The organism is Niastella populi, assembly GCF_002078015.1.
Lineage (GTDB): Bacteria > Bacteroidota > Bacteroidia > Chitinophagales > Chitinophagaceae > Niastella > Niastella populi.
This window is the reverse complement of the sequence record NZ_LWBP01000145.1, coordinates 109920-133519: the sequence shown is the minus strand read 5'-3', so window position 1 is coordinate 133519 and position 23600 is coordinate 109920. Positions and strand designations below refer to the sequence as shown.

Annotated in this window: 19 protein-coding genes; 9 read left to right on the top strand and 10 right to left on the bottom strand. The window is 45.9% G+C overall.

Translation table 11 applies throughout. From position 1 onward, the window contains the following. Position 1: 1 nt before the first annotated feature. The 6 genes from A4R26_RS13570 to A4R26_RS13545 all read right to left on the bottom strand — a co-directional run bounded on the left by A4R26_RS13570 (position 2) and on the right by A4R26_RS13545 (position 6584). Complete coding sequence (locus A4R26_RS13570) at positions 2–1180, bottom strand: pyridoxal phosphate-dependent aminotransferase (RefSeq protein ID WP_081164299.1); 1179 nt, start codon at positions 1178–1180, stop codon at positions 2–4. Between the two features lie 118 nt (positions 1181–1298). After that, positions 1299–2198: a prephenate dehydratase gene (locus A4R26_RS13565; protein WP_081164298.1), complete on the bottom strand. Its 900-nt coding sequence runs from the start codon at positions 2196–2198 to the stop codon at positions 1299–1301. 317 nt (positions 2199–2515) lie between these two features. Then, complete coding sequence (locus A4R26_RS13560) at positions 2516–3079, bottom strand: hypothetical protein (protein WP_081164297.1); 564 nt, start codon at positions 3077–3079, stop codon at positions 2516–2518. Between the two features lie 285 nt (positions 3080–3364). Then, complete coding sequence (locus tag A4R26_RS13555; protein WP_081164296.1) at positions 3365–4597, bottom strand: T9SS type A sorting domain-containing protein; 1233 nt, start codon at positions 4595–4597, stop codon at positions 3365–3367. A gap of 274 nt (positions 4598–4871) precedes the next feature. Then, positions 4872–5726, bottom strand: a complete 855-nt coding sequence (murQ, locus tag A4R26_RS13550; RefSeq protein ID WP_242674904.1) for an N-acetylmuramic acid 6-phosphate etherase — start codon at positions 5724–5726, stop codon at positions 4872–4874. A 12-nt stretch (positions 5727–5738) separates the two neighbouring features. Next, positions 5739–6584 (bottom strand): N-acetylglucosamine kinase, encoded by an 846-nt coding sequence (locus A4R26_RS13545; RefSeq protein ID WP_081164294.1) that lies wholly within the window; start codon positions 6582–6584, stop codon positions 5739–5741. A gap of 482 nt (positions 6585–7066) precedes the next feature. Between A4R26_RS13545 and A4R26_RS13540 the strand changes: the two genes are divergently transcribed. Further along, positions 7067–8653 carry a S41 family peptidase gene (locus tag A4R26_RS13540; protein WP_081164293.1) on the top strand — a complete coding sequence of 529 codons (1587 nt, stop codon included), beginning with the start codon at positions 7067–7069 and terminating at the stop codon, positions 8651–8653. A gap of 284 nt (positions 8654–8937) precedes the next feature. On the opposite strand, the gene A4R26_RS13535 is transcribed toward A4R26_RS13540, so the two are convergent. Further along, positions 8938–9306 (bottom strand): DUF6249 domain-containing protein, encoded by a 369-nt coding sequence (locus A4R26_RS13535; protein WP_081164292.1) that lies wholly within the window; start codon positions 9304–9306, stop codon positions 8938–8940. A 278-nt stretch (positions 9307–9584) separates the two neighbouring features. Here A4R26_RS13535 and A4R26_RS13530 point away from each other — a divergent pair, with 278 nt between their 5' ends. Together A4R26_RS13530 and A4R26_RS13525 are read left to right on the top strand one after the other, a co-directional pair. After that, the gene (locus A4R26_RS13530; RefSeq protein ID WP_081164291.1) at positions 9585–10169 is read left to right on the top strand and encodes an RNA polymerase sigma factor; all 585 of its coding nucleotides are present in this window, start codon (positions 9585–9587) and stop codon (positions 10167–10169) included. A 19-nt stretch (positions 10170–10188) separates the two neighbouring features. Then, positions 10189–10713: a hypothetical protein gene (locus tag A4R26_RS13525; protein ID WP_081164290.1), complete on the top strand. Its 525-nt coding sequence runs from the start codon at positions 10189–10191 to the stop codon at positions 10711–10713. 317 nt (positions 10714–11030) lie between these two features. Here the strand turns inward: A4R26_RS13525 and A4R26_RS13520 are convergent, their stop codons facing one another. Both A4R26_RS13520 and A4R26_RS13515 read right to left on the bottom strand, forming a co-directional pair. Then, positions 11031–13304 carry a Tex family protein gene (locus A4R26_RS13520; RefSeq protein ID WP_081164289.1) on the bottom strand — a complete coding sequence of 758 codons (2274 nt, stop codon included), beginning with the start codon at positions 13302–13304 and terminating at the stop codon, positions 11031–11033. Positions 13305–13646: 342 nt separating this feature from the next. After that, positions 13647–14300: an alpha/beta fold hydrolase gene (locus A4R26_RS13515; RefSeq protein WP_081164288.1), complete on the bottom strand. Its 654-nt coding sequence runs from the start codon at positions 14298–14300 to the stop codon at positions 13647–13649. 160 nt (positions 14301–14460) lie between these two features. Here A4R26_RS13515 and A4R26_RS13510 point away from each other — a divergent pair, with 160 nt between their 5' ends. From A4R26_RS13510 to A4R26_RS13480, 6 genes are all read left to right on the top strand, one after another. After that, complete coding sequence (locus A4R26_RS13510; protein WP_081164322.1) at positions 14461–15828, top strand: pyridoxal-phosphate dependent enzyme; 1368 nt, start codon at positions 14461–14463, stop codon at positions 15826–15828. Positions 15829–17036: 1208 nt separating this feature from the next. Further along, entirely contained in the window at positions 17037–17816 is a 780-nt protein-coding gene (locus A4R26_RS13505; RefSeq protein WP_081164287.1) for a helical backbone metal receptor, read from the top strand. A 215-nt stretch (positions 17817–18031) separates the two neighbouring features. Further along, positions 18032–19123, top strand: coding sequence for a hypothetical protein (locus tag A4R26_RS13500; protein ID WP_081164286.1), 1092 nt, complete (start codon positions 18032–18034; stop codon positions 19121–19123). Positions 19124–19139: 16 nt separating this feature from the next. Next, positions 19140–20012 carry an MBL fold metallo-hydrolase gene (locus tag A4R26_RS13495; RefSeq protein WP_081164285.1) on the top strand — a complete coding sequence of 291 codons (873 nt, stop codon included), beginning with the start codon at positions 19140–19142 and terminating at the stop codon, positions 20010–20012. Positions 20013–20290: 278 nt separating this feature from the next. After that, positions 20291–21361: a class II fructose-bisphosphate aldolase gene (fbaA, locus tag A4R26_RS13490; protein ID WP_242674903.1), complete on the top strand. Its 1071-nt coding sequence runs from the start codon at positions 20291–20293 to the stop codon at positions 21359–21361. 263 nt (positions 21362–21624) lie between these two features. Next, entirely contained in the window at positions 21625–22683 is a 1059-nt protein-coding gene (locus A4R26_RS13480; RefSeq protein WP_081164282.1) for a class I fructose-bisphosphate aldolase, read from the top strand. 285 nt (positions 22684–22968) lie between these two features. On the opposite strand, the gene A4R26_RS34450 is transcribed toward A4R26_RS13480, so the two are convergent. Then, a complete protein-coding gene (locus A4R26_RS34450; RefSeq protein ID WP_107685834.1) occupies positions 22969–23460 on the bottom strand; it encodes a hypothetical protein in 492 nt (163 codons plus the stop codon). Between the last annotated feature and the right edge of the window lie 140 nt (positions 23461–23600).

The following is a 23600-nucleotide window of genomic DNA, read 5'->3' as shown; positions in this document are numbered from 1 at the left end:
TCTATTTAACTTTTAATGCTGGTTTAAATTCTTTGATCCGTTCAATGCTTTCGGCAAAACGTTCTTCAGGACTGCAAAGGCTTACGCGGATGTACCCGTCGCCTGCCTTTCCGAAGATGCCGCCGGGCGTTATGAATACGCCGGTTCCATACAGCACTTCATCGCTGAGCTCATAACCGGTTTTATAGTTCGAAGGGATCTTTGCCCATACGAACATGCCGGCCTGACTTTTATCATACACGCATTGCAACAGATCGAGCAGCTCAAATACTTTCTGGCGGCGTTTTTTGTAAATGACGTTCACTTCATCGTACCAGCTTTTGGGCAATTGTAATGCTTTTGCAGCCGCTAATTGCGCGGGCAGGAACATACCGCTGTCCATATTGCTTTTAAACCGCAGCACTTCATCGATGCGTTCTTTGGCGCCGCTCAACACCCCTACCCGCCAGCCGGCCATGTTATGCGATTTGCTGAGCGAGTTCAGTTCAACAGCTATCTCTTTTGCACCCGGCACATGCAGGATGCTTGCCGGTGCATCGTTGAGAATAAAACTGTAAGGGTTATCATGACAAATAAGAATGTTATGTTTTTTTCCGAAGGCCACTATCTTTTCAAACAGGGCGGCTGAAGGCAACTGACCGGTAGGCATCTGCGGATAGTTGATCCACATTAATTTGAAAGTGCCGCCGGCTGCCACCAGTTTATCCAATGCATTAAAATCAGGCTCCCAGTTGTTGGCTTCGGTAAGATCGTAGTCAACACACCCGCCGCCGGCCAGCTTTACAGCGCTTCTGTAAGTGGGATAACCGGGGTTGGGCACAAGTACTTTATCGCCGGCATCGAGATAGGTCATGCAGATGTGCATGATCCCTTCCTTACTACCCAGCAGGGGTAATATTTCGGTTTCGGGGTTCAGTTCAACATCATACCATTTTTTGTACCAGTCGCTGATGGCTTTACGTAACACCGGCGATCCTTTATAGCTTTGATACGCGTGCACGTTGGGTTTGGCGCTTTCTTCCTGCAGGGTCTTTACCACATCGGCATGCGGCGGCAGGTCGGGACTGCCTATACCGAGGTTGATCACGTTCTTCCCCTGTTTGTTCAACTCATCGATCTCCCTCAGCTTTTGCGAGAAATAATATTCGCCAATTCCTTCCAGTCTCTTTGAAGTTTGCATGGTATAATATTTCCTGGTTCGTTTATTTGAATCGTTAGTGACTTATTTTGCTGTTACCGGGTACCGGGCGTTCCGGTATTTGTATTTTCCGGTACCCTGAACCGGTAACCGGCAACCATTATTCAACATTCTTTCCTTTCTTATACACCCCATATACTTTCACTTCTTCGGTAATAGGCTGCATATGTTTTATAACATCATTGAACTGGTCAATGGTCTCGAATTCCATATCTGCATGAAAGCTGTACTTCCAGTCGCTGCCCGGGATAGGAAAGCTTTGCAGTTTGCTCAGGTTGATACCGCCATCAGCTATACGGGTAAGTACCCGGGCAAGACTTCCGCGTGAGTGATCGGTTATAAAACTTACCGATGCTTTATCGGCATCAGTAACCGGTTGTGCTACTTCCCCTGGTTGCAGCACCAGGAACCGGGTATAGTTATTTTTCATTGTGTGAATGTTGGGCGCTATCACTTCGAGGCTGAACAGATCGGCGGCGAGTTTGCTGGCAATGGCGGCTATGTGTTTGCTGCGGTGCTGGTGAACATGTTTGGCGCTTAAGGCCGTGTCTTCGGTTTCAACCAGCTTCCAGTTGTATTTATCGAGGTACTCGAGGCACTGCTGAATGGCCATATAATGTGAATGCACTTCGCGTATATCTTCAAGTTGTACCCCGGGGTTAACTAACAGTTGTTGTTTTATAGGCAGGTAAATTTCGCCGATGATCCTGAGGGTACTTTTTTGCAACAGGTTGTAGTTGGGTAAAATGCTGCCGGCGATGGAATTTTCGATGGCCATAACGCCACCGTTGCTTTCCTTTTTATTCGTGGCAATTTTGATCAGGTCGCGAAAGGTGGCGCAAGGTATTACTTCTACATTTTTTCCAAAGAACTGGCGGGCTGCCACCTGGTGAAAACTTCCTTCATAACCCTGTATAGAAACCTTGATACCAGTGCCTTGCATGCCATTTGATGCTGGCGTTGCGCCGGTGATCTCCTGTTGTTGTTTTCGGTCGACCATAGATTCTTTTTTATGCGTGCCGTTGAATAAGGCATAAAAAAAGTCCCGGCTTTTGGCCGGGACTTCTTATGTTGATCTTTTTGTTTTTTATTTAGTTGTCAACAAAAGCATTCCCGGCCTACTTTTAAAGTAGAAATAAAAATAAAAGTAAAAGAAACCGTATGCTTTTGAGATATTCATCGGGTCAAAAATAACAACTAATTACTTATGTTCAAACTTTTTTCAAATTAAATTACTGCATCCAACCCCGGCTTTTAGTCACCAAACCCTGTCTGGCAGCTAATTTCAGCGATTTTAAAACCCGGTTTCCAACTAGACTATTCCAGTCGTTTCCCAATTTGGTCGTCGATCAGCTTGAATAAATGAAAAGGTTTATAGGTGCGCCAGTTGGTAAGCTCCATCAGCTCTATGTAGCGGTTAAGGCGGGCATGTTTGAAGTCGTGCTGCGTTTGTTCGGGCATGTTCAGGATAGCGATCCAGCCATCTTCATCGGTCACTTCTTCAAACCATTCCTGGTAATAATCTTTATCGCCGCTGTGAAAGTTCAATACGTTCTCTGCAATGAAAATGAATTTCGTAATACCTTCATAAAAGAAAACATCCGTTACCTCGCGCTTCAGTTCCATGATATCATTTTCGATGGCATCGTTCCACTCGCCTATCAGTTCTATGATGGCATACTTCTCTTCATAATCGGCCATCAATGTTTTCAGGTACATGGTACGGGAACCGAAATCGTCCCATTGCGGATGGATATAATAATTGTAAACGGTTTGTGAAAATGTAAACTCAGAATACACCCTCCCGAAGAATGGTGATTTCTCGTCCTGTTCACTGGTGTAAATGTGACGCCAATTATAAAATGGTTCTATTTCATGCATAAATTAAATCAATAGGCAATAGACAATAGGCAAGTGGCAAAATTACCTGAACGCCGGGCCCTCTTATTATCATCGCCTGTCTCAGTTTCATATTCAGCATTTAATTAAAAATCAATTAAAAACTATGCCACGAAGGCAACTGGTGATTTCTGATTTTGAGATCTCTTCATTACGCTGCATTTAACCAATCTATAAATCCCGAAATTCAGAAGTCCCGAAATAATAAAAAAAGGCTGTAGCAATTTACAGCCTTCGCAATGCGGTTTCCAAATATTTTTTATTGTATTATTCTACCATCAGCTTGTCGGTGAAAATTGCTTTTTTACTATTACTTAACACTTTCACCATATAGGTACCTTTTGACAAACCGGCTTTTACATTTACGGGTACTACCTGTGCGCCATTTGCGATCACCGCTATTTTTTCAGAGATGACCTGGCCGGTAAGCGTAACCAGCAGTATGGTGTACCGGCCGGATTCCTTACTATTGAAGCTTACATAGATCTGGTTGGTGGCAACCGGGTTTGGATATAATGCAATTTTTTCATTACGGATAAGCGCCCTGTTTATCAATGGCACTGAAGGAACGTCTTTGGCAAAGGCCAGGTTGCCATTGGCAAGGTCCGATGCATTGAACACGGTTCCCTGAATGTCGATGCGGGTGGCCGCCCATGAGCTCATATCAACTTTGTAATACCCTTCGGCAGTATTGGCGCTGCTCACGATCAGAAAGCCTTCGCTATCTACCACGGCGCCATTGGTAGTAAAGGCGGCCGGCAATCCTTTTATTTCGGCCAGCCAGGTAGCCACTTTACTTTGAATATTCACTTTGAACACCTGGCGGTATGCCGATATAACATACAGGTTACCGGCTGCATCGGCGATCATATCGCCCCCCCAGCCCGTAACTTTTGCATGAATCGACTTATCGCCGTTGGCAGGATCGTCCTGCAAAGCGCCCAGATCGGTTATAACGGCTTTACGGCCGGTGGTGAAACGAATGAGGTGGTTGGCATCGTTGCTCAATGCATAGCCATCTCCATCGGCTCCAATAACCATACGGGTTATGTGATTGGCTTCATTATTTATATCGGTTACAGGTGAAAACTGTTCGTTATCGAAGTAATAGATCTTTGGCTCCTTTTCATCGAGATCGATATACCGCAGCTGGTTCATGAACAAAGGAGCATAATACAAACGGTTGTGCCGCTGATCGTATGCACATGCGGCCGACAATGAAGCTACCGGCACCGTAGCATTGGTAGTTGCACCGTTTGTGGTAAGCGGTTTTATTTCTTTACCGGTTCGTGCACTGAACACCGTGAAATTGGTTTGCCTGGCATCGAACACCGAACGGGTAACGGCCCCCGAGGTAAAGTCGATCTGCTTTACATCGGTCCAGTTAAAATTTCCCTTTTCGGAACTTGTTATAGCGTAGGCGGTAGTTTGTCTTTGCTGGGCAGTTAACTGCGCTGTGATCAACAACAGGCATGATGCAAAAGTAAAGCTGTACCTCATAAGTAAAAGTTTAATGATATGTACTTAAAAGTTACAGCTTTTTGCGAAGGTTTCAAAATCGTGAAACGGCCGACGTGAAACGTGAATCGTGCATCGGCAATCGTGAGTGGCCTCGCGAAAGGAGAAACAGCACCCCCCGACTCCATCGGGGCAGGCTGTGAAATAACTTGCGGTAATTTCAGCAGGAAATGCAACCCTGCGCCGCTCAAAAACCGATTGCTTTCCGCCTCGTTGCCTCGTTGCCTCGTTGCCTCGTTGCCTCGTTGCCTTTTTCCTATCTCAACGAATCAACCGCTTTTTTAACGCTGCCGTATTTCAGTAACAGTTCGCGGGCTTTGTCATAACTATTGATGCCGGTTTTTTCCATAACCATTTTGGTGCCGCGATCGACCAGCTTGCTGTTGGTCAGCTGCATGTTTACCATTTTGTTATCCTCTACCCTTCCTATCTGGATCATAACGGCGGTGGAGATCATGTTCAGCACCAGTTTTTGCGCGGTGCCGCTTTTCATGCGGGTGCTGCCGGTAACGAATTCGGGGCCTACCACCACTTCAACCGGCAACTCTGCGGCATTGGCCAGCGGGGAGCCGGCATTACAGGTTATACAACCGGTGATGATGCCTTTTTTACGGGCTTCGGTCAACGCGCCTATTACATAGGGCGTGGTGCCGCTGGCGGCAATGCCTATAACCACATCCTTTTCATCGATGGCATGTTTCATAAGATCGGCCCAGCCCTGCTCCCAGCTGTCTTCAGCCTGTTCTACGGGGCGTTGAATGGCTATATCGCCGCCGGCAATGATACCGATAACAAGGCCCTGTGGCAGGCCATAGGTGGGGGGAATTTCGCTGGCGTCAAGGATACCGAGGCGGCCGCTGGTGCCTGCGCCTATATAAAACAACCGGCCGCCGGCAAGCATTTTATCAGAAATGGCGGCTACCAGTTTTTCAATCTGGGGAATGGCTTTCTCCACTGCAGCAGGCACCTTCCTGTCCTCATTATTCATGTTGGTAAGTAATTCATGAATACTCATTTGATCAAGATGCCGGTAATCGCTCGACTGCTCGGTTACTCTGGTAAAATCTGCTGCCATATTTCTGTTGTTCAATGTTTTATTCGGGTTACTCACAAATTCGGGTTTTTATTGTACATGGTATTGGATAAGGCCTTCCATAGCACCTTTCAGAATTTTTCCCTGGTCAAACTCGTAGGAGTGGCACAGATCATTTATTATATCATGGAACGCAAAAGCCACGCCGCCTACAAAATGGATGGGGCTGTTCCAGCTTTCCGGGAATTTACACAGGTGGGTGAAAAAGAAGTCATTCAACCCGTCTTCGATTATATTTTCGATCATATAATGTCCCCGGTTCTCCGACAGGAACAGGCAAAAAGTAGCCATGTACCTGTTTGCCAGGGGCTTCCGGTATACATTCTCCAGAATATCAACGGGTGTTGCACTATACTTTTTTTCGAACTTATAACGCAGCTCTTCATCAAACGTATTGTACAAATAATATTGAAGTACTTTTTTGCCCAGGTAGGCGCCGCTTCCCTCATCGCCTAAAATATACCCGATGCCGGCCGCCTGCCGGGTTATGGTGTTACCATCGTAATACACCGCAAAAGAACCGGTACCCAAATTACAGGCCATGCCTGCATTGCGGCCGTTCAAAGCCCTGGCTGCCGCCAGCATGTCGTCGCTTACCTCTATGTCGGCTTTTTTAAAAACAGTTGCCAGGGACTGCCGTACCATATCCACATTAACCGGGTTACGCATGCCGGTGCCATAATAATGGATCTCCTCAATTACCGCCGATGCAGGCAACTGCGGCAGTAATTCCTCCTGCAATAAGGTCACCGTTTTTTCTGTATTGAAGAAATACGGACTGATGCCCTGAGTGAAAGCCGTTGTAGTGCTTTCTTTCGATTCTGCCAGAAACCATTCACATTTTGTTGCTCCACTATCTGCCAGCAGTATAGCCATATTTTATAACCGTTTAGTCGAATAATTCCAAACCCTTAATACAGGCTCATTTATACATATCAGCCATCCCGCGAAGGTAAGACGCCTAGCTGAAACAACCATGCTGAAGGCCGGTCCAATAACCTGCATAAAAACGCAAACCGCCTGAATTACAGGCACCTGCCGATACCGCTCATTTGTTTGAAGTGTGGGAATCATGCGGACTGTAACCATTCAAAACAAAAAAACGTTACTTGCAAATTAATTATGAACTTCGCCGAAATTTTGCAGATTTCTATCACTTGCGAAGCTGTTTCGTTGCCCCTCCGGCAAATTCACTGACAGTACGCAAAAGGCGGAAGGCAAAAGGCGGAAGGCTGAATCCCGAATTTTGAGATCTTCGAAATTTTTCGGGCAGACTATATTTCGAAGATCAGCGTTAAGCATTCGGCGTTAAGCGTTAAGCCTTCAGCGTTAAGCATAAAAAAACTATACAATTTCAAATGAAAAGACTTCAAGTATGGATGCCACTGTTGTTTTCGTTGGTTTTGATTTTGGGCATGGCCATTGGTTCGGCATTAAGGGATAACGTTCCCGGTTCGCGCAGTATTTTTAACAGAGGCAAACGATCGGTTTTACAGGAGGTGGTTGACCTGGTGAATTTAAGATATGTTGACAAAGTAAATACTGACACCCTGGCCGGGGAAGCCATACAGGCCATGCTGGCCCACCTCGATCCGCATTCCGTTTTTATTCCTGCTTCTAACGTGGAAGAAATAAACGAAGACCTGCAGGGCAATTTTGAGGGCATTGGAGTTGAATTTTTTATAATAGACGATACGGTACATGTTACCAATGTGCTTTCCGACGGCCCCAGCGATAAAGCCGGACTGAAAGTGGGTGATAAATTCCTGAGAGTGGGCGACTCGGCGGTTGCAGGCAGGTCGATCACGGGCGACAAAATAAAGAATCTCCTGCGCGGCATTGGCGGCAGCAAGGTTAACGTTACCATTCTGCGCAATGGCAAACCGGTTGAAACGGTCATTACCCGCGGCACCATCCCTTTATATTCGGTCGACGCCGCCTATATGATCGATACTACTACCGGTTATATACATTTGAACAAATTCAGCGGCACTACCTATGAAGAGTTCATGAAGGCCATGGAAACCCTTAAGCAAAAAGGCATGAAAAAACTCATCTTCGATCTTCGGGGCAATGGCGGCGGTATACTCACCGAAGCCACCGATATTGTCGATGAATTCCTCGATGACGAACGACTGATCGTTTATACCCAGGGCAATAAACAGGAAAAGATAGAATACCTCTGCAAACGCCCCGGTTTGTTCGAAACCGGCAAACTGGTGCTGCTGGTTGATGAAAGCTCCGCATCGGCCAGTGAAGTTGTGGCCGGCGCCCTGCAGGACTGGGACCGCGCTACCATTATCGGCCGCCGCACTTTCGGTAAAGGGCTGGTACAGGAGCAATACGACCTCAGCGATGGTTCTGCTCTGCGCCTTACCGTTGCCCGTTATTTTACGCCCCTCGGCCGCAATATTCAAAAGCCATATAACAAAGGCCGCGATGCCTATAATGAAGAGCTTGCTGAACGTTTTGCAAACGGCGAGCTGGTAAACGGCGATACCGTTACCAAACATACCGGCCCCGCGTTCAGGACCAAAAAAGGCAGGATCGTATATGGCGGCGGCGGTATTACCCCCGACGTTTTTATTCCGTTCGATACGGCCACGTTCTCGAGCAATGTGTATGTGTTGTTCGACAACCAGCTGTTCAGTAAATTCATTTATACCTATTACCAGCAAAACAAAGCCTACTTCGACCAGTTTAAAGACCCGGCTGATTTTGCGCGCCGTTATAACGATACCCGCACCGCCTGGAACAGCCTGATCGGTTATGCAGGCAGGAACTCTATTAACATTCAAAACGTACCTGAGCGTGATAAGGTGGAGATCGAAAAACGCATCAAGACCTGGCTGGCCCGGCAGATCTGGCGAATGGAAGGATATTATGAAGTGAGCAATTCTGATGATACGGCTATTTCGAAAGCGTTAGAGGTGATGGGGAGGTAGAGTTGACGGGTTGACAAGGGCAGGCTCGCTGTAAGTTGAAAAGTTGATGCAGTTTATAGAGGTGATAAAGGATAACCCGCGTTTCTGAAAACGCTCTACAAGATTCAAAGTTGAATGGAATACTTATAAACAACAGTCCCGCTCCGGTAACCGGGGTGGGACTGTTGTTTATAAAGCAAAGATGCAAATAATAGGTAATCGCACCATCATTGAAAAAACTATGAACTATGAACTATGAACTATGAACTATGAACTGTGAACTGTGAACTGTGAACTGAACAACTTCAAGCCGCTCTTCGTTCAGCCTGATTCTGTGGATCAAGCAGCTCTTTTTTCTCCACTTTATAGGAAGCAATAAGGCCGGCTCCGCCGCCGATTGCTAAAAATGCAAACCACAGGGCCGGGTTCTCATAATCGTGCAACATGTATTGGGTAACAAAATAAGACAATGCCAGTCCTATACCCGCGCCCATCAAAAGCAAACCCCATTTCAGGTTGGTATATGGTGCCGGACGGTTTACCTTTTCTCTTGGATTATATCCTTTCTCAAGCATTGCAAGGTTTTCACGCTTTTGCAAATACACAATACCAAAGATCAAAGTGAAAAAAGAGAGAAAAAGTATAATCATTACAATGGCTTCTCCTGGTTGCATACTATTTAAATTTTATTATTGTTAGGGTTTTAATTTTTGTAGTACCGATACATCAACTATGACTACCGTCCTGCCCGGCCGGTTACAGGAGTTCACAGAAATTATTTCAAAAATGAACAGAAAAGTATCAAAACCGAACACTCCTGTAATATTTACGCTGAATAAACTACTGATAATCATGGGATCATATTTCCGGCACAGGCAATGCCTTTTCTTCCCCGATAAATTAAGGAAGATACTGTAACCTGATCACTTTCAACATCGTCATAGTTTAAATAATGCAAACCGGACCGGCTGATAACGAGATCATCAACAAAGTGCTTGGGGGCGAACAGGCACTGTACGCGCATTTGGTAAAACGATACCAGAATTTCGTTTTTACCATTGTATTGCGCTATACGATCAGCCGGGAAGATGCTGAAGAAATTGCCCAGGATGTATTTGTAAAGGCTTACCGCAGCCTGGCCGATTTCAGGGGCGAATCAAAATTCAGCACCTGGCTGTATACGATTGTCACCACTACCTGTATCACCTTTTTACGCAAAAAGAAAATATCCGTTCATTCGCTCGACAATGAACATATATTTGAAGTGGCAGACAATCAGAACGCTACTTTCAGGGCGAACCAGGTAGAACAGAAATCGAAAGCGCAGGTAATTAATGAGGCTATTAAATTATTGAGTGTCGACGATGCCCGTATAATCACTTTATTTTACCAGGCAGAACAAAGCCTTGAAGAGATCGGCCGTATCATTGGCGTTGACCCGAACACCGCTAAAGTAAAACTGCACCGCGCCAGGCAACGGTTGAAAGAGAAAATGGAAAAGCATTATGCGGAAGAAGTAAAAGATATGGTTGGTTAGTTAACTTAAAAACAAAACAATGAGCAGTCAACAGAATATGGAGGAACGTTTGTGGGAATACATCGATGGTGTTTGCACCGGTGATGAGCGCCTGTTCATCGCTGAGCTGATCGCTTCTAACCACGCGTGGCGCCAAAAGTACCAGGAGCTGCTTGAATTACAAACCCTGCTGAACAACCATCTGGAGCTGGACGAACCTTCCATGCGTTTCACACAAAACATCATGGAATCTATAAGCAAACACCATATTGCGCCTGCCGCCAAATCGTATATCAACAAACGGATCGTTTGGGGTATTGCGCTCTTTTTCTTTTGCAGCATTATTGGTATGCTGATAGCAGGTTTTGCACAAATGACCTGGCCGGCAACAGCAACCGGCGCTTCATTAATTGACTACAGCAGGATCAGTAAAGTAGATATGAGCGGCTTTTTCAACAATACTTACACATCGGCATTTATGATGATCAATGCGGTACTGGGCCTTGTGCTACTCGATATGTACCTGAATAGAAAAAAGCAGGAGATCGCCAACCAGCATAAATAACCGCGTCACTGAACTTCGTCTTCTACAAACGAATTTTCAAACTCGGGGGGACTCTGGTTATTCAGTTGTTCAGTTCATAGTTCTCAGTTCTCAGTTCATAGTTCATAGTTCATAGTTCTCAGTTCTTAGTTCTTAGTTTTTGCATCCTTCTTTAAATGTAAAGTCCCACCCCGGTTACCGGCGTGGGACTTATTATTTAGAAACCTTTATTTGTATTCCTGCTGCGAGGCATGCAGAAACGCGGGTTATCCTTTATCACTTTATCAACTTTTCGCGGGCCCGAACCTAGTTAACTCGTCAACTAGTCAACTAATCAACTAATCATTAAACTTTTTCTTTAATTCCGCCAGCTTCGCCTGGAAGGGGTTCAGCGGTTCAGCCTTTTTCGGCTGTGCTTTTCCGCCACCGCTGTTCTGTTTGCGATCGCCGCCACCGCTGCGTTTTTCACCACCGCCTTTTTGTTGATCTTTCATGGTAAGCGAGATCCTTTTACGCGAAACATCCACATCGGTAACGGTTACCATTACTTTCTGCTGCAGTTTCACTACCTCGTTGGGATCGCTTACATAGGTATTACTCAGTTGAGAAATATGCACCAGTCCATCCTGTTTTACGCCAATATCAACAAACACCCCGAAATTGGTAATGTTGGTGATGATGCCCGGTACGGTCATACCCGGTTTTACATCTTCGATGGCCTTGATGGTATCATCGAAACGGAACTCCTCGATCTGCGCACGCGGGTCGCGACCGGGTTTTTCCAGTTCCTTTAAGATATCATCGATGGTATATTCACCGATGCTTTCTGTGATGTATTGTTTTTTGTTGATCTTCTTGCGCAGGTCGCCTTTTTTGATCAGGTCTTCCAGCGAAGCCTGCAGGTCTTTTGCCATGGCTTCCACCACGTGATAACTTTCGGGGTGAACAGATGAATTATCCAGCGGGTTGTCGGCATTGGGAATGCGTAAGAAACCGGCGCACTGCTCAAATGATTTGGGTCCCATCATCGGCACTTTCTTCAACTCTTCACGGGTTTTGAAAGGGCCGTTCTTGGCGCGGTACTCGACAATATTTTTAGCGAGTGTGTTGCTTAAACCTGATACGTACACCAGCAGGTGTTTTGATGCGGTGTTCACATCAACCCCCACAAAGTTCACCGCACTTTCCACTACCCTGTCCAACGCCTCTTTCAGGCGGGTTTGGTTTACATCGTGCTGGTATTGTCCAACCCCAATTGATTTGGGATCGATCTTTACCAGTTCGCTCAGCGGATCGAGCAAACGGCGGCCGATACTTACGGCGCCACGTACGGTAACATCCTGATCGGGGAATTCTTCACGTGCAACATCAGATGCGGAGTAAATAGAAGCGCCGCTTTCATTTACCTGGAACACGCTTACGGTTTTACCGAAGTCGATGCTGCGCACCAGTTGTTCGGTTTCGCGACCGGCGGTACCATTACCTACACCGATGGCTTCTATATCATATTTGTCAACCAGGAATTTTAATTCGGCCACACTCTTCTGCCATTCGTTTTGTGGCGGGTGCGGGTAGATGGCGGTGTTGTACACCAGGTTGCCCTGCGCATCAAGGCAAACCAGTTTACAACCGGTACGGAAACCGGGGTCGAGCGCCAGCACTCTTTTAGAGCCCAGTGGTGAGGCCAGCAACAACTGACGCAGGTTCTCGGTAAACACCTGAATCGCTTCTTCATCGGCTTTGTTCTTGCTCACTAACCGGAATTCGTTCTCGATAGAAGGTTTCAACAACCGGTCGAAAGAATCGTCAACCGCTTTCTTTACCTCACTGGCAAAAGGGTTGTTGTTCTTTACAAACGTTCTGTTGAGCTCCTCAACAGCGGTTTGTTTATCGATATTGATATCCATAACCAGGTAACCTTCTTTCTCGGCACGGCGTATAGCCAGAATGCGATGGGAAGGGCTATCGGCCAGGTTCTCATTGAACTCAAAATAATCGCGGTATTTCTGCGCTTCCTCTTCTTCTTTTTTGCTGCTCAATACCTTCGATGTAAGCTTGGCTGTTTCGGTGAACTGCTGCCGCACTTTATTACGGGCCTGTTCATTTTCACTCACCCACTCGGCAATGATATCGCGGGCGCCCTGCATGGCTTCTTTGATATCCTTTACCTGCTCGTTGATGAATTTGGCGGCTGCTTCATCAGGATTTTCAAGCCCCTGCTCAAATACCATTTTCGCCAATGGCTCCAGTCCTTTTTCAATTGCCTGGGTAGCCCTTGTTTTGCGTTTTGGTTTGTAAGGAAGATAAATATCCTCCAGTTCGGTAGCATCGAAACTGTTATCGATACGGTCTTTCAACTCAGGCGTTAATTTGCCCAACCCTTCAATGGTTTTGATAACCGTTTCTTTGCGTTTATCCAGTTCAGAAAAATAAGCGATCTGCTCAACTACCTGGGTAATCCCAACTTCATCCATATTGCCGGTCGCTTCCTTCCGGTAACGGGCCATAAAAGGAATGGTAGCTCCTTCGCTCTGCAACTGGTGAATATTATTGATCTGCTTAATGCTGAATGATAATTTTTCAGCGATCTTCTGAATGTACTTTACTTCCATCTATTGAGAATTTGCAGTTTTTTTAATATCGTAATTCCGAACCTGCTTCCCTTTTTCAGCTCCTTAACGTCAGACTTCCTCCAAAGGGGTCGCAAATGTAAGGTATGCTGACAAACAAAAAACTTGTTTTTACCAACAACATTTTTTTATAAAAAACGTACCGGTTTTTTATTGGGTGTGCTCAAAATTATGACATATATAGGTTGGTCCCGGCTTTGTTTATAAGTAAAAAAAATACTAATTTCCATCAGCTTCCTGCTCATGCAGATAGTGCTTTGCAACGACCCAACCTGGGCCATCTTATATATACAAGAGAACCAATAAGACTTTCGTAAAAAGGCATCATGCCACCCCTTCGGTAAGGGCTTTTGCCAGAAATTCATTCACAACCTCGGGGCAGGTCATTACCAGCAAATGTCCGTGCCGGGGAATGGTGAGTGTAGGTTGTGTAAACTTCACCGGCAATATCTCATCTCTTCTTCCGTGAATATGCCATACCGGTTGGGGAATGGTTTCATTTTGCCAGTTAAGAATGGCATCGATGCTCCAGCGTATTAAACCGGCGTCGCTTTCATTGATGATGTCCCAGAGTAATTTCTTATCGTCACTTTTTTCGCGGGTGAAGTACCGCTTGGTGGCGGCCGATGATTTCAACAACGATACCGGCACCAGTTTGTGCAATTTTATTTTTCCGGCCATTCGAAAATACCCGGGCAGCTGTTTCGATACCGGTACACTCGATATGAGGATGGTTACGGCAGGTTTGTATTGTTTGGCAATTTCAGTGGCCAGCATGCCGCCAAATGATAAGCCAACCAGGGCAAAAGGTTCGTCCCTGTTTATTTTCGATGCCAGTCGCATTGCATACGAAGAAAGCGTATCGTCTTTTTCCGGTGTTATCCATTCCAGATGTACGGCTTCGCAACCAGGCGGCAGCGAAATGTATTTAAATACACGCTTGTCGGCAGCAAGTCCACTAATAAAATACACTTTCATAATAAGGGTCCCCTCTGCAAATTTAAACCCGATCCCGGGGCCGCTACGTTAAAAAATCATCAAAGTATTGATTCTAATTGCACAAAGGTAGCTGCCGCGCTGATTGAAAATCAACCTGCCGGGGGAAAAACGTACCTTTGCAGCCAACAAACTACATGCAATGGATATTAAAAATAATATTCTCGAAACGATTGGAAATACGCCACTTATCAAGCTCAACAAGATCACTAACCACCTACCTGCCACCGTTGTAGCCAAAGTAGATTATTTTAACCCGGGAAACTCTATAAAAGACCGCATGGCGGTTAAAATGATAGAAGTTGCGGAAAAAGAAGGTAAATTAAAGCCCGGCGGCACCATCATTGAATGCACCAGCGGTAATACGGGAATGGGGCTGGCCCTGGCAGCCTGTGTAAAAGGGTACAAATGCATTTTCACGACCACCGATAAACAATCAAAAGAAAAGGTCGATATCTTAAAAGCCGTTGGTGCCGAAGTAATTGTTTGTCCAACCAATGTTGAACCCGAAGACCCGCGCAGCTATTATTCCGTAGCCCGCCGCCTGGCCAAAGAAATTCCGAATTCGTTTCACTGTAATCAATACGATAACCTCGCTAACCGGCTCGCCCACTACGAAACCACGGGCCCCGAAATATGGAAACAAACCGATGGCAAAATCACCCACCTGGTTTGCACCGCCGGCACCGGCGGTACGGTAACCGGTACGGCTATGTACCTGAAAGAAAAGAACCCTAATATTAAAATATGGGCGGTTGACGTGTACGGTTCGCTGCTTACCAAATTTTTTCGCACAGGCGAAGTAGATATGAATGAGGTTCACCCCTATATATCGGAAGGTTTTGGGGAAGACTTCGTTCCGGAGAACTACGACATGAGCGTCATCGATCATTTTGAACAGGTAACCGACCGTGATGGGGCCATCATGGCCCGCCGCCTGGCGAAGGATGAAGGGATCTTCTGTGGTTACAGCGCCGGCAGTTGTATACAGGGACTGATGCAAATAGCAGCCGCCCACCCGCTGAAGAAAGACGACCTGGTAGTTTGCATCTTCCACGACCATGGCAGCCGCTATGTTGCCAAGATCTATAACGACCAGTGGATGATGGAAAGAGGTTTTATGGATGTAAAAACATGTAAGGACATCATCAATAACCGCGGCGCCAAACAAAAACTGGTGACCATCGATCCTGCCCGTACCGTGTCGGATGCGGTAGAACTGATGCGCAAGTATGACATCGAACATATTCCCGTAATAAATGGCAGCGGGCCCGTAGGCGCTATCAGTGAAAGCGGTTTGTTCCAGAAAATATTTTCAAACCCCGATATAAAAAATGCCGCCATCGAAACCGTAATGGAGCCCGCCTTCCCTATTGTTGATTTCAATACGCCTATTGAAAAATTGCGCACGCTGATCAATAAAGACAATGGGGCGGTGTTAAGTAAGGATGAATTGGGGAATTACCATATTGTTACCAAGTATGATGTAATTCAGGCGTTGGGCAATTAGCTAATTTGATAATTCGATAATGTGATAATGGAATTTCATTATCGAATTATCACATTATCACATTAAAAAACAAAGCGCCCCGCTATTAACAGGACGCTCTTGTGAAATCTTGTTCAGGTACTTTGGACGGTTTTTACTAAGGACTGGTTTGCTGATAGAGATTTCTGGTTTTCATTGATATTGGATGCGGGGTACGGATCAAAACCAAAAAACTTATTATCAAAAAAAATTCAGGGTTTAGGGGCTTATTCTACAGTTTTAGGATTTAAGGCCATTCGTAAATCCGGTACGAATTTTATAGGGTACGTCAACAGCGTAATAACATAACAAAGATGCCAATGTTTTGGCGGTGACGGAACTTTATTCGATCAATGGCATTCCTTCTTCGTTTAATGTGTATAAATTCCGGATTAAGCTGGACATATTCGCTCAAACCCTTACTGGAAGCGCATTTCAAACATGTGCTTTTATAAAATGTTTGACCAGGATCAATGTAAATAAAACTGTATATTTTACACTTTCGTAATACTACTTTCCCTTAGAAGAAATACTACGCTTAACAGTAAGTGATAGCTACGACTTCTGCAGTAAATACTGAACAATTTAAATCGAGAGTTTCTGCTCTTGTTAACATTTGCTTCTGTATTACCTTTGTCCCTGAAGTTGATTGATTACTAATCAATCTATTCCAATGTTCAGGAAAAACCAACAGCGTTCAATATCCAATAAAAGATCAAGAGAAATCCGGTACCAGTCAACTTCAAATAAGAACAATCCAATATCATTCATAAAATCCATTATCCAGATCCAATGTCCGTGACAAACGAATATCCGTGAAAAACCACCAGTATATCCTTTGATTAACCAGTATTAAAATCCAACGTCCGAAAAAGACCGAGGTAGTTCCAATTCCTGTGTGTTAAAAACCGTCTGCTTAACTCCAATAACCCCTCCTGCTAAAACCGTACAATAGTTTTTAGCAGGAGGCAGCAGCGGTCTTCCAGGCTAAACGCCGAACGCTTAAGGCTTAACGCAAAGCCTCCTTTCCAAACTTTTCTTACAAAACACGCCATCCCCCACGTTCTTCTTCCAGCATTTCAATATCGAATTATCGAATTATCAGTTTAGAAAATTAGCACATTAGTTTTCCTACCTTCGCAGCTGTATTTCATTATCACATTATCGAATTATCACATTAGCAATTAGCCATGCCAGTCTACACCGATCAGTTGGGCCGCTGGGTTGATGTACCGGCCGAACCACGCCGCATTGTATCGCTGGTGCCATCGATAACCGAACTGCTGTATACCTTACAGCTCGACGATCAGGTAACAGGTATTACCAAATTCTGCGTACATCCCGAAAGCTGGTTCAGGCAAAAAACAAGAGTGGGCGGCACCAAGAACATCAAGCCCGAAATCATTCACGAACTGCAACCCGATCTTATTATCGCCAATAAGGAAGAGAACGTAAAAGAACAGGTTGATGAACTGACGAAAAAATACCCGGTATATATAACAGATGTAAACAACCTCGATGATGCGCTGGAGATGATTGAGCAGATCGGCTTGATCACCGGCAGGCAAAACAACGCCGGGCACCTGCTGAGCCAGATCAATACGGCCTTCACTACACTTCAAATCACCAACAACCAACAGCGAACCGGTTACCTTATCTGGCGCAATCCATACATGACCATTGGCCGCGATACCTTCATTCATGATATGCTTTCCCGCTGCGGGTTACAAAACATCTTTGGCAATACTACCCGCTACCCCGCCATCGATACCTGGCAATTGAAACAATGCGACCTGCTGCTGCTTTCATCGGAGCCCTTTCCCTTTTCGCAAAAACATATTGATGAACTGCAACCACTGTTGCCTCACACCAGGATCATGCTCGTAGACGGTGAAATGTTCAGCTGGTACGGCAGCCGGCTGCTGAACGCCCCCGCTTACTTCAACAGTTTATTGGGTAGCATATCTTAAATTTGCGTGAATCGTGAATGGCCTCGCGAAACGTGAATCGTGAAAGGGCTCGCGAAATTTGAGATTTACTTACGTCCTTGCGCCGCCCGAAATTCAAGCCGATTGCCGAAGAAGGCCGCGCCGGGGTTTGCCGTTTCACAGCCTGCCCCGATGAAGTGGGGGTTTCACGTCTGCCGATTCGCCATTGACCATTGACCATTCACCATTGACCAATTATGAACTCAAACATAGATAATAACGAGCCCAATAAACCATCGCGAAAAAAGCCCATGTTCCCGGTGCACGAGCGGTTACGTGCCTACCTGAAAAATCATGGCCGCGAGCAAAAACTGCCCGTATCTTATAACGACCTGCTGCGCATCACCTATTCTCTTCCCCTAAAAGATAAAAAAGGAAACGATACCTACTGGGAAACGGTGATGTATGATATGCGCGACTGGGAATATATCAGGGGCGGACTGGTTCAGATGTATGCCATTCTGAAAACAGAGGGCGATCTTACCTTTACCAGCCACCTCGATGTAGCGCGCATCGATTATTGCAGCTTTGGCAATTCGAACCCATTCCGCATCCGGATCGTGAACAAGTATAACGACAACTACGACCACTACTATATAAAGATCGCCGATGCCTCGCGCATTTACGGATTGGAGCTGGAACATATTCTTTCACCCAACCGTATCACCTACCTTACCAATCAAAACACGCTTATAGAAGAACATATACCCGGCATTCCCGGCGATGTGTTCATAGCCAATCACCTGAACGATCCGCATACCAACAAGATCAGGCTGGCAAAGGAATTCGTGAAGTTCAACGAACGCTGTTTTGTACGGTTGCTGGGCGATATGCGCTCGTACAATTTTGTGGTTGATATTACCCCCGATATAGAGGATTATCAATACCGCATTCGCGCTATCGACTTCGATCAGCAGTCGTACGAAGGCCGTAAGAATTTGTATATGCCGCAATTCTTTAAAGAGAACAATGCGTACGTTGATCTATGTTCAAAACTGCTCAATAAGGAAAGTATTCACCAGTACCAAACAGAAGAACGCACCATGATGGCCTTCCGGGTTGCCTCATCACGTTTCCGGCTTATGGAGTTACTGAACATTATGTCCAAAGACCAGATCTCGGTTCCCGCCAAACTGCACCAGTTGCGCACCGAACTGGGCGACTACTTTCACAACCAGCAATTTTATAAATGCAATTCCATGGGGCAGCTGGTTAAACGCCAGTTGAAACAAACCCTGCAAAAGAACCTGAAACTGATCCAGAAGAACCTGGGTAAGTTTGAGGATTAAATCCACCCAATCAACCATGCAATTCACCATAACCGGCTATTCAACCGCCATGTTTTCAACCTGGTATTTCATCGAGGAACTCAAACTCCTATTCGACGCCGGCGATGGCGTAAGCGCCAGCCTTTTACAAAAAAGCCGGAAAATAGAACATGTATTCATCTCGCATCCCGATCGCGATCATTTGACCGGACTGCTGCAGTTCAATCAGCTGAATGCCCGGCCCGGTTACCCCGTAATATATTATCCCCGGGACAGCAGTTCTTTTCCGGCGCTAAAGGATTTCAGCAGCCGGTTCGATCCGCATGTATCGGGCGCGGTATGGAACCCAATTACACCCGAGAGCAATCTCCGCATCAGGGAAGACATCATCATCAAAGCCATACACAATGGCCATGTGCCCACAAAAGCAGGCGTAAAAAGCCTGAGCTATAAGGTAATACAATCGAAAATGAAATTGAAGCCGGAGCTAACGCAGCGCTCAGGAGAAGAGATAAGACGCATCATTGAAGAACAGGGCAAAGCCAACACCCATACCGAAGTTCAAACCACTTTACTCGGCTATTCGGGCGATACGCCCGTGGAAGACCTTACCCGTTGGGAGCATACGAAGATCCTGATCCACGAAGCCACTTTCATGCATGAGGACGATAACCAGATCTTCGCCCATGGCAACAAACACAGCTATCTCGAGGAAGTGCTGGAAATGGTAAGCCGCTCAAATGTAGAACAGCTCATCCTCGGTCATTTTTCGGCCCGCTATTCGCCCGAACAGATCGACCGCCGCATACGTGAACTGTGTAACCGGTATGCCGTCAACATCCCCGTGTTCAGGGTATTACCCGGTAAGGTGGCAAGCGATATACTGAAGGCGAAACCCGTTAACGCCTGAAAGGCCGGCCGCCAGCTAGCAGCCACCAGCTCAACCTGAAAGCTAAAGACAACCCGCCTTTTGCATACATTACCATTTCTTAACATTTAAATCGCTTTCCGGCCGGGCTCCAATAAATCAATGACTTACGACAAGGCCACCGTTATCATGTAACAAATACGCCTGCATTCATTGCTAAATTGACTATCTTCGCCGCTTATTAAAAAAATAGATACTTCATTAAATATTTTTCAACGCTTTTGACGTTCAATAAATAACAACACGCTTTAACACTGAAAATGATGAAAAAATACAAACCAGGAGTACTCTTTGGTGAAGAACTGGAAGCCCTTTATAAAGACGCTAAAGAAAACCAGTTCGCGTTACCCGCAGTTAATACAATTGGCACTAATACGATCAATGCGACCCTTGAGACAGCCGCAAAAGTGAATTCACCTGTCATCATACAATTTTCTAACGGTGGTGCACAGTTCATTGCCGGTAAAGGTATGCCCAACGATCAGTTGCAGGCCAATATCTCCGGCGCTATTTCCGGTGCATTGCATATACATAACGTAGCAAAATATTACGGTGTTCCCGTTGTGCTGCATACCGACCATGCCGCCAAAAAATGGCTGCCATGGATCAGCGGTTTGATCGATGCCGGCGAACAGTTCTTCAAAGAGAAAAAACAACCTTTGTTCAGCTCACACATGCTCGATCTGAGCGAAGAGCCGATCGAAGAGAACATTCATACATCAGTTGAATATTACAAACGCATGGCGCCCCTCGGCATGGGTATTGAAATTGAGCTGGGTGTTACCGGTGGTGAAGAAGATGGCGTTGACAACAGCGGTGTTGAAAACGATAAATTATATACACAACCACAACACGTGGCATTTGCGTATGAGCAATTAGGCAAAATTGGCCGCCTGTTCACCGTAGCTGCCGCATTTGGTAATGTGCACGGTGTTTATAGTCCGGGTAACGTGGAACTTCGTCCTGAGATCCTGAAGAACAGCCAGGACTTCATCAAAAAAGAATATAAAACCGGCGAAAAGCCCGTTTACTTCGTATTCCACGGCGGCAGCGGTTCTCCCCAACACCAGATCCGCGAAGCGATCAGCTACGGCGCTATCAAAATGAATATCGATACCGATCTTCAATGGGCGTTCTGGGAAGGCGTTCTCGGCTATTACAAAAAGAGCGAAGCGTATCTGCAGGATCAGCTGGGCAACCCTGAAGGGGCTGACAAACCAAATAAGAAATACTACGATCCGCGCGTATGGTTACGCAAAGGTGAAGAAACATTTATTAAACGTTTAGAAATTGCATTCAATGATTTGAATTGCATCAACAGAAACGCTTAATATTTAGAATTTAGCTTTCTATTCCTTTACAGGTTTAAAAGATTATGATATCAGACCCGGCGGTACCGCCGGGTCTTTCGTTTTACTGTCCCGGTATTTATGGGATACGGCATATCTTTGCGCAGCCGGAATACAGGGCCAAAGCGAAAAGCAGAAAGCCTGCAATTGAAATGTATCTGGCTTTACGCTTTAGTTTTAAGCTGTTATCTGTGGCTTATGAATTGCATTCACGATTGACAATTCACACAAACTAAATAATAAGTATGCCGTCAAAAAAAATCATCGATCTGCTTGGTGACAAAGCCTCTTATCTTTTAGAGCACAAGAGTACTACCATTGACAAATCAACCATCACGCTTCCCTCGCCCAACCACATTGAAGAGATCTGGCTCAACAGCAACCGCAGCAACCAGGTATTGCGCAGCCTGCAATCATTATTAGGCAACGGGCGTTTGGCCAACACCGGTTTTTGCAGCATCTTCCCGGTCGACCAGGGCATCGAGCACAGCGGAGGTTCCGCTTTCTCGCCCAACCCAATTTATTTCGACCCCGAAAATATTATCAAACTCGCCATTGAAGGTGGTTGCAATGCCGTAGCCAGTACATATGGTGTACTGGGTATCATGAGCCGCAAATACGCACACCGTATTCCGTTTGTTGTAAAGATCAACCACAATGAGTTTTTAAGTATGCCCAATAAATACGACCAAACCATGTTCGGCACCATCAGGAGCGCCTGGAACATGGGAGCCGTAGCAGTTGGCGCTACTATATACTGGGGCTCTGCCGAAAGCGCCCGCCAGTTGAAAGAAGTGGCCGAAGCATTTGAACTGGCGCACGAATTGGGCATGGCCACCATTTTGTGGTGTTATACGCGCAACAGCGGTTTTAAAGTAGATGGCGTGGATTATCATACCGCAGCCGATTTTACCGGTCAGGCCAATCACCTGGGCGTTACACTGCAGGCCGATATCATTAAACAAAAACTGCCTACCAACAATGGCGGTTACCTGGCAACCAAACATGGTAAAACCAGTAACCTGGTGTATGACAAGCTCACCAGCGATCACCCCATCGACCTGTGCCGTTACCAGGTATTGAATTGTTACAGTGGCCGGGTGGGGCTGATCAATAGTGGCGGCGAAAGCAAGGGCGCCAGCGACCTGGCCGATTCGGTTTATACTGCCGTTATCAATAAAAGAGCAGGTGGTATGGGACTGATCCTTGGCCGCAAAGCCTTCCAGCGTCCTTTCAAAGAGGGTGTTGAGCTGCTGCAGGCTACCCAGGATGTGTACCTGGATAAGGATATCACCGTGGCCTAGTTTTAAAGTGACACTTCTTTGACCTGAGAGTACGAAGTAAGTTGACGAGGTAACAGGTTGACAAGGGTCTTCAAAAGGTGGTGTCACCGTTATATAATAGTAAGATAAAGAAAAGGTGAGCCCGCTATTGACTGCGAAGCTCACCTTTTCTTTTATGACGTACAGCAAACCTGAATTTATTTAGCGCCTGAGCCGTGGGACTATTCTTGCTTCCTGCCTCCTACCTCCTACTTCATAATACAGGCTCACCCAAACCACTATACGTTTTTGTAACAAACACGATCATTACCAACGATCATGTCCACGACCATGTCCATGACCGCGACCATGATGGTGACCGTGTCCATGTCCACGTCCACGGGGACCGCGATCGTAGTAACCGCCGCCTCCACGGGAATCACGTATGCAGGTCTGGTGGCCCCTGTAATCCCTGTAACGGGCATAAGTAACGCGGTGCTCGCGGAAGTGCGTATAAGGTCTTGGACCGTTGCAAACCACTTTATAACCGCCATACAGATCGTACCCGCGATAACGGGCCGGCAAGCTGGCTGAGAACACCCACGATGGACCGTTCAGGTAAACGAACTGTTGCCGGGGTACATAATAGTAACATTCGATATCGGGCAGGTAGTAGTAATCGACCGAAGTGTAGCCTGCGGGTCCCCACATAGGCTGGGCACCGATATTTACACTAACGCTTACCTGTGCTTTTGATGAATGAACTGATGCTGTTGTTAAGATGGCAAGAATTGGCAGAACCTGTAGAACCCGTTTCATAAATCATCGTTTTTAGTTACTGCTGAGAAACCAAAATACATACCGCGTTTAATTGAAAATGTGTACAACCGTTCAATTAACAAACTTTTGCATACCAACTGTGTTTCAGCATGTTATTCGTTAATGACAACATAAAAATG